Raw genomic sequence first — 11803 nt, 5'->3', positions numbered from 1 at the left:
TGCCGGGGCTTGGAAAACCCGGCGGGGGCTGCCTTAATCGACCTACCGCAAGGGGTCGATCATGCAGCTCTACCTCCCCATCGCCGAGGTTTCGGTCAATATCTTCCTGATCCTCGGCCTCGGCGGGCTGGTGGGCGTGCTGTCGGGCATGTTCGGTGTCGGCGGCGGTTTCCTGATCACGCCGCTGCTGTTCTTCGCGGGCATCCCCCCGGCGGTCGCGGTCGCCACCTCCCCCAACCAGATCGTCGCCTCCTCCTTCTCGGCACTGCTGGGGCATCTGCGACGACGCACCGTCGACATCGCGATGGGCTCGGTGCTGCTCGCGGGCGGGCTCGCGGGATCGGCCTTGGGCATGGTGGTCTTCAACTGGCTGCGGGCGCGGGGCCAGGTCGACCTGCTGGTCGAGCTGAGCTACGTGATCTTCCTTGGCACCGTCGGCGCGATGATGTTCGTCGAGAGCGTGAACGCGCTGGTGAAGTCGCGCCGCCCCGGCGCCCGGCCCAAGCGGCGCCGGCACAACTGGGTCCACGCCTTGCCGCTGAAGATGAAGTTCCGCGTCTCGGGCCTCTATATCTCGATGATCCCGCCACTGCTCGTGGGGCTTGCGGTCGGGGTACTGGCGGCGATCATGGGCGTGGGCGGCGGCTTCGTCATGGTGCCGGCGATGATCTACCTGCTCGGCATGCCGACCAAGGTGGTGATCGGCACCTCGCTGTTCCAGATCATCTTCGTCACCGCCTTCACCACCATGCTGCACGCCATCACCAACCAGACGGTGGATATCGCCCTGGCGCTGCTGCTGATCGCGGGCGGCGTGGTCGGCGCGCAGCTCGGCAGCCGCATCGGCGCGCGGATGCGCGCCGAACAGCTGCGCATCCTGCTGGCGCTTCTGGTGCTCGCGGTCTGCGGCCAACTGGCGCTCGGCCTCGTGCTGCGGCCGGCCGAGCTCTACGAGATCGAGCTGGTGGACGCCGCATGATCCGGCTCGCCATCCTGCTCGTCGCGCTTGCCATGCCCGCCGCCCAGCCCGCCCGCGCCGAGGAGATCGTGCTCGGGCTGAGCCGCGACGAGGTGGCGATCACCGCCACCTTCGACGGCTCCGAGATCCTGATCTTCGGCGCGGTGCGGCGCGAGGCGCCGCCGCCCCCGAACGCGGCGCCGTTGCAGGTGATCGTGACGGTCTCCGGCCCGCTCGCCCCGGCCATGGTACGGCGCAAGGAACGCCGCGCCGGGATCTGGACCAACACCGAGGCCTTCGAGGTGGATGCCGCACCCTCCTTCTACGCGGTGGCCACCACCGCGCCCCTGGCGCAGGTGCTGACCGCCACCGAGGACCTGCGTCACGCGATCTCGATCCCGCGCGCGATCCGCGCCGTGGGCAACCGCATCGCCGGCGCCGGGGATTACGTCTCGGCGCTGGTGCGGATCCGCGAGGACGCCGATGTCTACCGGCTGCAGGAGGGCGCCGTCGACCTCGAGGAGGAGACCCTGTTCCGCACCTCGCTGGCGCTCCCCGCCAACCTCGTCGAGGGCAATTACACCACGCGGATATTCCTCACGCGCGAGGGCGCGGTGGTCGACAGCTACGAAACGGTGATCGGCGTGCAGAAGGTCGGCATCGAACGCTGGCTCTACAATTTCGCCCAGGAGCGGGCTGCGCTTTACGGGCTGATGTCGCTGGCCTTGGCAATCATGGCGGGTTGGGCGGCCTCGGCCGCCTTCGCCGGCTGGCGGCGCTGAGACCCGTTAAAATCCCGGCTATTCGGCGGCTCCCCGGTGACCGTATCCTCATGCTAGCCTGGCATTTGGGGGAATTGCACACAGGCCAAGAGGAGCACCGATGTCTCATCGCTGGATGTTCGAGGTATTGAGCGATCTTGAAACCTACGCCCGCTGCAACGGGCTGCCCCAACTCGCCAATAGGTTGTCACTCGCCGCGGGTCAGGCCGCGCATGAACTGGCCGCCGCGCAGCGAACGGAGCGCGGCGAGCCGCCGCTGTTGCTGTCGCGGCGTGCCGAATAGGCGCAGCCCCGCCTCTGGCCCCCGCTGCGGCGCGGGGATAGGGTCGCGCCATGACACTTCCCGCCGTGACGTTCTCCTCCGACCAGGCCGAAGCCTGGGATGCCGTGACGCAGCTCCTGCGCCTCACCGGCATCGATCTCGACGACGAGCTGCTGAGCGCCCCCGCCTCGGAAGCGCGCCGCGCCATCGCCGTCATCGGCAAGGCCGGCTCGGGCAAGACGCTCCTGCTCGCCGAGCTGACGCGAAAGCTCAAGGAGGCCGGCGTCGACATCGTTTCGGGCGACTGGGAGGGCCGCAAGAAGAAGGACCGCCGCACGCTGGCGATCCTCGCACCGACCAACAAGGCGGCGAGCGTGCTGCGCAATCGCGGCGTGCCCGCGACGACGATCCACCGCATCCTCTACACCCCCGTCTATGATCCGGAATACGAGAAGATCGCCGAATGGCTCGCGGGCGAAGGCGAGCGTCCCAACATCGAGGGGCTGTCCGAGGAGGCGCTGGCCCGCGCCGCCAGTGCCTTTGCCACCCACGGCTCGGTGCCCGCGGCGCTGGCCGCGGCCGGGCTCAGGGGTTCGGATTTCATCACCGGCTGGAAGCGTCGCGAGGAGCCGCTCGACATCGGCTTCATCGACGAAAGCTCGATGCTCGACGAAAAGCAGGTCGAGGACCTCAAGGAGATCTTCCCGACTCTGGTGCTGTTCGGCGACCCGGCGCAGCTGCCGCCCGTGCAATCCTCGGGCGGCATGGTGTTCGACGCGATGCCCGACAAGGACAAGCACGTCCTGCACCGGATTCACCGGCAGGACGCCGACAACCCGATCCTCGACCTTGCCCATGCGCTGGCCGATCCGCAGGTCGATTTCTACGCCTTCGAGCGGCTGGTGCAGGAGGCCGCGAACCGCGACGAGCGCGTCGTCATGGCGCGGCGGGTCGAGGCCGAGCTGATGGCGCGCTCGCCGGTGCTGGTCTGGCGCAATGCCACGCGGATTCGCCTGATCCACGCCTTCCGCGCCGCCTATGGCGCGCCCGAGGGCGATCTGCTGCCCGGCGAGCCGCTGATCTGCGACGGCATCGAGCTGCCCTTGAAGCATCGCAAGAAGCGGCTCGACCTCGAGGCGCGCGGCCTGATCAAGGGCGCGCAGGTGGTCTATATGGGTCCCGGTCGCAAGCCGGGCTTCTCGCGGCTGCATGTGATGGGCGCGCCTGAGCCGCAGCTCTCGGCCGCCTCGATCGTGCGGATCGAGCAGGAGGGCGACGCCGAGCCCTTCATCCCCTATGCCGCGCGGATGGGGGCCACCTTCCTGCACGGCGCGGCGGTGACGATCCACAAGGCCCAAGGGTCCCAGTGGGACACGGTGCAGGTCTTTGCTCCCGACATCGAGATCGCTTCGCGCATGGGCCGGGTCGAGGCCGGGCAGCCGCTATGGAAGCGGCTGGCCTATGTCGCGATCACCCGCGCCGAGCGCGAGCTGCGCTGGGTGGTGCGCTCGATGTTGGCCAAGCCGAGCGACAGCCTGAACACCGACGACCTCGTCGCCCCGGCCGCGCCCTTCGAGCTCAGCGCGCAGGCGGCAGGGGAATAGCGGCCGGAACAGGTGCCGCAAGCCGCGCGGGTGCGAAGTGGTGCGCCACCGAATCCGCGTAGAAGCGCAGCAGCGGCTCGGCCCCCGGCGCCGGGCGCAGCCCCTCGCCCCCCTCGCGCAGCAGCCCCCGCTTCCGAAGGATCTCCAGCGCATCGGCGGTGATCCGCTTGGCGTCGCGGCGCGGCAGCGCCACGCCGCGCGCATGCAGCATGCCGAGCCGGGCCGCGACCCGGATCTCGATCCGTTCGGGGGGCAACGGCGCGACATCGAGCAGGATGCCAGCGACCAGCGGCACCGGCAGCACCGGCATCACCTCCTCGATCCGTGTCTTCATCTCGTGCGCGAGCCGCGCCGTGTCCTGCGGTCCGGGCGTCGCGCCGCCCAGGAACTCGGCCAGCGAAAGCGGGCGGCCGAAGCCCACCGAGGCGGTGCCGAAGCTCCTGAACCGGCCGGAGATACGTTGCCACAGATGCGCCAGCACCGCGCCCACGAGCCGCGAGGGCGGCACGCGGAAGCGTCGGTTTCCCGCCGCCGCCGCGCCGATCAGCACCCGGTCCTCGAGCACCCGGTCGTAGTTGAGCGCCACGGGCACGAAGATCACGTCGCGCCCGTGATTGCCGTAATCCTCGACGATATGCCCCAGAAGACCGGTCTTGGGCGTGGCCATGCGACCGGTCAGGCTGAGCCCGCCTTCGGGAAAGATCGCCTGCGTGACGCCCCCGGCGGTCGCCATCTGCACGTAGCGCTGCAGCACCCGGCGATAGAGGGCACCGCGGTCGCGCCGCCGGATGAAATAGGCCCCCATCGCCCGGATCACCGGTGACAGCGGCCAGACCCGCGCCCATTCACCCACAGCGTAGGAGAGCGCCGAGGTGCGCGCGGCCAGCCAAGTGACGAGGACGTAATCCATGTTGGAGCGGTGGTTCATGACGAACACCACCGCCGCGCCCGGATCGATCGCGTCGAGCGCGTCGCGATCGAAGGCCCCCAGCCGGATCCGGTAGAGTGCACGGCTGAGCCACTTCGCCAGCCGCGTGCCGAAGGTGAAATAGGCGGTGGCGGAAAAGGAGGGCACGATCTCGCGGGCGTAGTCGCCGGCCAGTTCGAAGGCCACGTTCTCGGGTACGCCGTGGCTTTGCGCGTGTTCGACCACCGCCTGCGCCACGGCGGGATCGTAGATCAGCCGCTGGATCATGTCGTGGCGCCGCGCCAGCTTGAACGGCTCGATCGGGCGCGCGAGCCGCGTGTTGAGCCGTGCCACCGCCCGCTCCATCCGCTTGCGAAAGAACCAGCGCACCGAGGGAAACAGGAAATGCGAGGCAAAGGTGACCGTGGCGAAAAGCACGATCAGCACCAGCAGCCAGAGCGGGATCTCGACGGATCTGAACATGGGGCGACCCTGCCGCAATCCGGCGCGGAACGGTAGCGTCCAGGATCGCGCCCGGGGGGGGCGGCACGCCTTCGGGCGGGGGAGCGATGCGTTTCGATCACGCCTGGGCGCCGCGCTTGTCATCACCCCGCATACCGCCGAAACCGTGGCCGGATGGCCCGTCCGGGGTGTTTCCTTTGGGCCGGTCTGGACGCCTCCTTGCGGAAAGCTCATCATGAAGCTCCGCAGAATGCGGGCCAATTTCAGTGGTGGGGTACCGGCGGAAGCGCCGGTTTCCCGGGCATGGCATGTCCGGCCCCACCCCCGCGAACCGGACGATTGCCATGACCGATCACCGCCGCCAGCCGCCCCGGCCATCCGATGCCGCCGTCCTGACGCTGCGGCCCGATTTGCCGAGCCGAGCGGGTTTCGATTCCGATCACCCCCTCGCGAAAGGGATGGCAGCGGTCGATGGCCCCGCTCTCTCGCATCTGGGTGACCTTGCCGCGCTCTTGCCGGATGGCGATGCAGGACAGGTCGAGATCATGTCCGACGCGACCGGCCCGTGGATGCTGGCGATGCTGGTGGCACTGACCGAGAACCGGGGCGCGGCAGGCGCGACGCTGCGCGGCGCGCTGTGCAACGACGTGATCGCCGACGCGCAGTCCCCGGCGGCCCCGCGCTGGTCGACCGCCGCCGCCCTGGACCTCGGGGCGGACACCTTGTCATGGGCCCGCCGGGTTCTGCCGGATCTGCAGGGCGCGCGGCTGCAGGTGTCGCCGCAGGGCGATCCGGTCACCGCGATGGCCATGGCCCTGCGATCGGGGCTGGCACTGCTCGCAGCATCGGCACGGCGCGAGAAACCGGAGCATCTGCGTGCGGCCGCCCAAGGCGTCGAGTTCGTGATGCCCGGCGATAGCGCGCGGCATCGCGCTGCCGGCGCGACCCTCGCCGCGCTGTGGCACGATCTGCTGGTCGAGCGACACGGGCCGGATTTCGCCCGCCGCGATGACCTCGTTCTTTATCGAAGCGATGCCGAAGCCCCCGCTCGGATCGAGAATGCGATTGGCGCGGCCGAGCTGCGAGAGGCACTCGAACGGGTCGAGCGCGAGGCGATCTGCCCTTCCCTGTCGGTCACGCCTCGCCCTCCCGGGGCTGTGCCGGAGGACCGGACAGAAGCGCTGGCGCGGTGGCGGCGCGAGCGTGACGGCAACGCGGTGCAGAAATCGCTTCTGGCCCTGCGCGAGGCGGCCAAGCGCGGCATCAACATCATGGGCCCCTCGGTGGCCTGCGCCAAGGCGGGTGTGACGACGGGCGAATGGGCCCGCGTGCTCGCCGACGCCCTGCCCGCGGCCGAACCGCTGCTCGTTCACGAGATCCCCGCCGTCACGAACCTTGGCGATCTGGACGATGCCTGCGCGTCGATTGAGCAGGCCGCCCGTGGTCTTGCCCGTCCGGTTACCGTTCTCGTGGTTCGCCCCGGCCTCGATGCGCGGCCACCCGCCGGGCTGCCTCTGCTGCGCGCGGCACAGGATTGCGGCGTCGAATTGCGCGATCCCGGGCCGCGCCGTTTGCCCGGCGATATCGCCGCAGCGGTATCGCGCGACCGGCCGCATGTGGTGATCTTCGCCATCCATTCGCCGCAATCGGTCGAAATGGCGATCGAAAGCATCGACGCATTGAGACAAGCCGGTTTCGGCATGATCCCGATGCTCTGCCTCCTGGGCTTCGATTGCAAATACGCCACAAAAGATGAATTTCCGAAGGAGGTTCACCTCAGAGTGGCCGGCGAAATATCGGCTCAGGCCTTTCTGAATGACTTGGCCGAGCTCGTGACGTTGCGAAAATCCGATACATCCTGATACAAAATACTGGTTCGCCTGAACTTTTAGCCATCTCGCAGCTTTCCAATATTCACTACAATGAGCAGTGATGAAAACATCGCTCTAATACGGAAAGAGAAACCATGGCGCATAACCTGCACGAAATGTCCCGCAAGGAACTCGAGAAGCTTCGGAAGGATATCGACGAAGCTTTGTCGACCGTTTCCCAGCGGGAGCGTAAAGCCGCCCTCGAGGCTGCCGAGCGGGCCGCGGCCGAGCACGGGTTTTCGCTGGCCGAGCTGGCCGACGCCGCCGGCAAGGGCCGGAAATCCAAGACGAAGAATCCCGCGAAGTACCGCAACCCCGAAGATCCGACCCAGACCTGGTCGGGCCGTGGCCGCAAGCCGCGCTGGATCAACGAGGCGGAAGCGGCCGGCCGGCCCCTGTCGGATTTCGAAATCTGATTTATCGACGCCGGGTCGCAGGACCCGGCCTGACCCATCGTAATGAGCGAGGCGCATATGAGCACGCATATCGGAGCGGAACCGGGGGACATCGCATCGACCGTGTTGATGCCGGGCGATCCGCTGCGCGCCAAATGGGCCGCGGAGCGCTTTCTCGATGCGCCGCGCTGCATCAACGAGGTTCGCGGCATGCTCGGCTTTACCGGGAAATGGCGCGGAAACGAGGTCACGATTCAAGGGTCGGGCATGGGAATGCCCTCCCTTTCGATCTATGCGAACGAGCTGATCCGGGAATACGACGCCCGGACGCTCATTCGCATCGGCTCCTGCGGCGCGATGCAGGCGGATATCGCGGTTCGCGACGTGGTGCTCGCGATGACCGCCTCCAGCGTCGGAAATCCGTCGCGCGCGATGCTGCGCGAAATTCATTACGCGCCGCATGCCGATTACGCGCTGCTGCGCGCGGCGCATGACGCGGCCGCGCGTCGCGGCACGCCGGTGCATGTGGGCGGGATCTATTCCTCGGACACCTTCTATGACGAGCGCCCCGACCTGCACGAGCAGATGGTGCGGCACGGCATCCTCGCGGTCGAGATGGAGGCGGCGGAACTCTACACCCTCGCCGCGCGCCACGGGCGTCGCGCCCTCGCCGTGCTGACCGTCTCGGACCATCTCGTCACCGGCGAGGACCTGCCGGCGATCGAACGCGAACAGAGCTTCGGCGACATGGTCGAGATCGCGTTGGAGGCGGCCTTCACCTAGGCCCCGTGCCCGCCCGCATAGCCGTTGCGCGGCGGGCTCTCCCACCCGCTCAGCACACCCGGCTCCGGCTGTAGCACGGTCATGGAGAGCGGGTAGCAGGCTGCGCGGTCGCTCGAATGCCCGGCCCCGCAATCACCGCCCGGGCAGGCGCTCATCACCGCCAGCAGATCGATCTCGGCAAAGAGGTCGAGGTGGTCCCCCGCCCTGACCGGGCTCGCCTTCATGAAATAGCGCCCGGTATTGCGGGTGAAGCCGGTGCACATGAAGACGTTCAGCACATCATGCACATGGCGCTCCGCTTCGGCCAGCGACAGCCCCGCATGCGTCGCCAAGGCGCGGGTCAGATTGGAGTGGCAGCAGCGGTCGTAATCCTCACCCGAGAGCAGGTGTTGCGTATAGGGATCGCAGCGCGTGCCGATCACGTCATGCACCGAGGCGCCATCGGCGTCGATGCCGTACCAATCGAGGCTGTCGGCGATGATCGTGGCCATCGGGCGCAGATACGGGAAGCAGGACCAGAGCCGGTCGCCGGTACTCACATGGGTGCCGTGCAGGGCGCGGGTCTTGCCGGAGAAAAAGCGCTCGCAGAGGCCGCCGCGGGCGAAGAGGTTCAGATCCCCCACCTGGGGCCCCTCCGGGCAGCCCAGCCGCAGGATCGAACCCGCCGGGACCTCGATCGCGGCCGCGTCGCGCGGCGGCACGATCACCTCCGACACCGGCCGCGCCGTCGCGGCGGCGCGGGCGTAGAGGTGCATCGGCGGCGGACTCAGGCTCCCGTCAGGATAGACGAGAACCGGGGACGCCGCCCGGCGCGCATCGGCGTCGGGCGGCCGCTGCGTCATACGGCGCGCTCGACCATCATGTGCTTGATAGACTGGATCGCCTTCGCGGGGTTCAGCCCCTTGGGGCAGGTCTTGGCGCAGTTCATGATGGTGTGGCAGCGGTAGAGCTTGAACTCGTCCTCGAGATCGTCGAGCCGCTCGCCCGTGGCCTCGTCGCGGCTGTCGACGATCCAGCGATAGGCATGCAGCAGCGCCGCCGGCCCGAGATAGCGATCGCCGTTCCACCAGTAAGAGGGGCAAGCCGTCGAGCACGACGCGCACATGATGCACTCGTAGAGCCCGTCGAGCTTCTTGCGGTCCTCGATCGACTGGCGCCATTCCTTGGCCGGGGTGTTGGTCTCGGTCTCCAGCCACGGCTTGATGCTCGCGTGCTGGGCGTAGAAATGGGTCAGGTCGGGGATCAGGTCCTTGACCACCGGCATGTGCGGCAACGGGTAGATCTTGATGTCGCCCTTCACCTCGTCGAGGCCATAGGTGCAGGCCAGCGTGTTGATTCCGTCGATGTTCATCGCGCAGGAGCCGCAGATCCCCTCGCGGCAGGAGCGGCGGAAGGTCAGGGTCGGGTCGATCTCGCTCTTAATCTTGATCAGGGCGTCGAGAATCATCGGTCCGCAGCTGTCGACATCGACGAAATAGGTATCGACGCGCGGGTTCTTCCCGTCATCGGGGTTCCAGCGATAGATCTGCACCTTGCGCAAGTTGGTCGCGCCCTCGGGCTTGGGCCAGGTCTTGCCATGGGTGATGCGGCTGTTCTTCGGAAGGGTGAGCTGGACCATGGTCAGGTCTCCTTGGGGAAAGCGCCGGGGGTCGTGCCCCCGGTCGTCGTCGCATGGATCTGGATCATCTGAGGCGCGGCGGCCGCACCGGCGCCTGACCGCTGCGGGCCACGACGCAATCCTCGTAGACCGCGTAGGGGTCACGACCGCGCAGGTAGTCGTCGGTCACCCCGATCGAGATGCCCGAGGACAGGCCGCTGCGCGAGCTGGCGCCGACGCTGACGCTGCCGGTGGGGCCCTGCGCGGCGCGCGCGCGCTCCTCGCAGACCCGCGCCGCGTCGAGTGGCGAGAGCGGGGCCTGCGTACAGGCCCCGGCCAGCAGCGGCAGCGCCAGGAAGAGCGCCGCGCGCATCAGTAGACCCGCGCCTTGGGCGCGATCTTCTTGAGATCGATACCACCCTCTTCGGCCTTGGTCAGCGGATCGAGATGCACCGGGCGATAGTCGAGCCGCGCGGTGTTGCCCTCGATCCAGGCGAGGGAGTGCTTGCGCCAGTTCTCGTCGTCGCGGTCGGGATAATCCTCGTGCGCATGGGCGCCGCGGCTTTCCTTGCGTGCCTCGGCGGCGGTGATGGTGGCCAGCGCGTTCGGCATCAGGTTGGCCAGCTCCAGCGTCTCCATCAGGTCCGAGTTCCACACGAGGCTGCGGTCGGTAACATGGATGTCGTCCATCTTCGCCGCCGTGGCCTGCATCTTCTGCATGCCTTCTGCGAGGGTCTTGTCGGTGCGGAACACCGCCGCGTCGGCCTGCATGTTGCGCTGCATCTCAAGCCGCAGCTCGGCCGTCGGCACGCCGCCCTTGGCGTGGCGTAGACCGTCGAAGCGGTCGAAGGCCTTCTCGATCGACGCCTTGGCCGGGGCCTTCACGGAGGTCGCGGGATCGACCACCTCGCGCGCCCGGATCGCCGCGGCGCGGCCGAACACCACGAGGTCGATCAGCGAGTTGGAGCCGAGCCGGTTGGCGCCATGCACGCTGGCGCAGCCCGCCTCGCCCACCGCCATCAGACCCGGGGTCACCGCGTCGGGGTTCTCGGCCGTCGGGTTCAGCACCTCGCCCCAGTAGTTCGTGGGGATGCCGCCCATGTTGTAATGCACGGTCGGCAGCACCGGGATCGGCTCCTTGGTGAGATCCACGCCGGCGAAAATCCGCGCCGATTCCGAGATGCCGGGCAGACGCTCGGCCAGGGTCTCGGGCGGCAGGTGGTTGAGGTGCAGATGGATGTGGTCGCCATCCTTGCCGACGCCCCGGCCTTCGCGGATCTCCATGGTCATGCAGCGCGAGACCACGTCGCGAGAGGCGAGATCCTTGTAGGTCGGCGCGTAGCGCTCCATGAAGCGCTCGCCCTCGGAGTTGGTGAGGTAGCCGCCCTCGCCACGCGCGCCTTCGGTGATCAGGCAGCCCGCGCCGTAGATGCCGGTCGGGTGGAACTGCACGAACTCCATGTCCTGCAGCGGCAGCCCGGCCCGCGCCACCATGCCGCCGCCATCGCCGGTGCAGGTATGCGCCGAGGTGGCGGAGAAATAGGCGCGGCCATAGCCGCCGGTGGCCAGAACCACGGTCTTGGCGGCGAAGACATGCATCGTGCCGTCATCAAGCTTCCACGCCAGAACGCCACGGCAGGTGCCGTCATCGTCCATCAGCAGGTCGATGGCGAAATACTCGATGTAGAACTCGGCCTTCTGCTTGAGGCTTTGACCGTAGAGCGTGTGCAGGATCGCGTGGCCGGTCCGGTCGGCGGCGGCACAGGTGCGCTGCACCGGCGGGCCCTCGCCGAACTCGGTGGTGTGGCCGCCGAAGGGGCGCTGGTAGATCCGGCCCTCCTCGGTGCGCGAGAAGGGCACGCCGTAATGCTCCAGCTCGTAGACCGCCTTCGGGGCCTCGCGGGCGAGGTACTCCATGGCATCGGTGTCGCCGAGCCAGTCGGAGCCCTTCACCGTGTCGTACATGTGCCACTGCCAGCTGTCGGGGCCCATGTTGCCCAAGCTGGCGGCGATGCCGCCCTGCGCCGCGACGGTATGCGAGCGGGTCGGAAAGACCTTGGAGATGCAGGCGGTGCGCAGGCCCTGCTCGGCCATGCCGAGCGTGGCACGCAGGCCCGCGCCGCCGGCGCCGACCACCACCACGTCGTATTCGTGGGTCTCGTATTCGTAGGCTGCCATCAGG

Annotated in this window: 12 protein-coding genes; 7 read left to right on the top strand and 5 right to left on the bottom strand. The window is 68.2% G+C overall.

The window, feature by feature from the left end:
* Window positions 1-61: 61 nt before the first annotated feature.
* The 4 genes from O4G76_RS12885 to O4G76_RS12870 all read left to right on the top strand — a co-directional run bounded on the left by O4G76_RS12885 (window position 62) and on the right by O4G76_RS12870 (window position 3606).
* Window positions 62-979, top strand: coding sequence for a sulfite exporter TauE/SafE family protein (locus tag O4G76_RS12885; RefSeq protein ID WP_269397714.1), 918 nt, complete (start codon window positions 62-64; stop codon window positions 977-979).
* Window positions 976-1740 (top strand): TIGR02186 family protein, encoded by a 765-nt coding sequence (locus O4G76_RS12880; RefSeq protein ID WP_269397713.1) that lies wholly within the window; start codon window positions 976-978, stop codon window positions 1738-1740. The genes O4G76_RS12885 and O4G76_RS12880 overlap by 4 nt, the downstream gene beginning before the upstream one ends.
* Window positions 1741-1840: 100 nt before the next feature.
* Window positions 1841-2023, top strand: a complete 183-nt coding sequence (locus tag O4G76_RS12875) for a hypothetical protein (protein ID WP_269397712.1) — start codon at window positions 1841-1843, stop codon at window positions 2021-2023.
* Between the two features lie 50 nt (window positions 2024-2073).
* A complete protein-coding gene (locus O4G76_RS12870; protein WP_269397711.1) occupies window positions 2074-3606 on the top strand; it encodes an ATP-dependent RecD-like DNA helicase in 1533 nt (510 codons plus the stop codon).
* On the opposite strand, the gene O4G76_RS12865 is transcribed toward O4G76_RS12870, so the two are convergent.
* Entirely contained in the window at window positions 3581-4996 is a 1416-nt protein-coding gene (locus O4G76_RS12865; RefSeq protein ID WP_269397710.1) for a 1-acyl-sn-glycerol-3-phosphate acyltransferase, read from the bottom strand. The two genes, O4G76_RS12870 and O4G76_RS12865, sit on opposite strands and share 26 nt — an antisense overlap.
* 287 nt (window positions 4997-5283) lie before the next feature.
* Between O4G76_RS12865 and O4G76_RS12860 the strand changes: the two genes are divergently transcribed.
* The 3 genes from O4G76_RS12860 to deoD all read left to right on the top strand — a co-directional run bounded on the left by O4G76_RS12860 (window position 5284) and on the right by deoD (window position 8024).
* On the top strand, window positions 5284-6837 hold the full coding sequence (locus tag O4G76_RS12860) for a methylmalonyl-CoA mutase family protein (protein WP_306467298.1): 1554 nt from the start codon (window positions 5284-5286) through the stop codon (window positions 6835-6837).
* Window positions 6838-6941: 104 nt separating this feature from the next.
* Window positions 6942-7262: an H-NS family nucleoid-associated regulatory protein gene (locus O4G76_RS12855; RefSeq protein WP_085896819.1), complete on the top strand. Its 321-nt coding sequence runs from the start codon at window positions 6942-6944 to the stop codon at window positions 7260-7262.
* A gap of 57 nt (window positions 7263-7319) precedes the next feature.
* A complete protein-coding gene (gene deoD / locus O4G76_RS12850; RefSeq protein ID WP_269397708.1) occupies window positions 7320-8024 on the top strand; it encodes a purine-nucleoside phosphorylase in 705 nt (234 codons plus the stop codon).
* On the opposite strand, the gene O4G76_RS12845 is transcribed toward deoD, so the two are convergent.
* From O4G76_RS12845 to sdhA, 4 genes are all read right to left on the bottom strand, one after another.
* On the bottom strand, window positions 8021-8866 hold the full coding sequence (locus O4G76_RS12845) for a DUF1989 domain-containing protein (RefSeq protein WP_269397707.1): 846 nt from the start codon (window positions 8864-8866) through the stop codon (window positions 8021-8023). The genes deoD and O4G76_RS12845 overlap by 4 nt on opposite strands.
* The gene (locus O4G76_RS12840) at window positions 8863-9642 is read right to left on the bottom strand and encodes a succinate dehydrogenase iron-sulfur subunit (protein WP_085896817.1); all 780 of its coding nucleotides are present in this window, start codon (window positions 9640-9642) and stop codon (window positions 8863-8865) included. Before O4G76_RS12840 ends, O4G76_RS12845 begins: the two co-directional genes overlap by 4 nt.
* Before the next feature lie 64 nt (window positions 9643-9706).
* Complete coding sequence (locus tag O4G76_RS12835; RefSeq protein WP_269397706.1) at window positions 9707-9994, bottom strand: hypothetical protein; 288 nt, start codon at window positions 9992-9994, stop codon at window positions 9707-9709.
* Window positions 9994-11799, bottom strand: a complete 1806-nt coding sequence (gene sdhA / locus O4G76_RS12830; protein ID WP_269397705.1) for a succinate dehydrogenase flavoprotein subunit — start codon at window positions 11797-11799, stop codon at window positions 9994-9996. The genes O4G76_RS12835 and sdhA overlap by 1 nt, the downstream gene beginning before the upstream one ends.
* Between the last annotated feature and the right edge of the window lie 4 nt (window positions 11800-11803).

It is taken from the genome of Limimaricola sp. G21655-S1 (assembly GCF_027213785.1).
GTDB lineage: Bacteria > Pseudomonadota > Alphaproteobacteria > Rhodobacterales > Rhodobacteraceae > Limimaricola.
The sequence above is the reverse complement of the archived record's forward strand: the minus strand, read 5'-3'. Positions and strand labels throughout refer to the sequence as shown.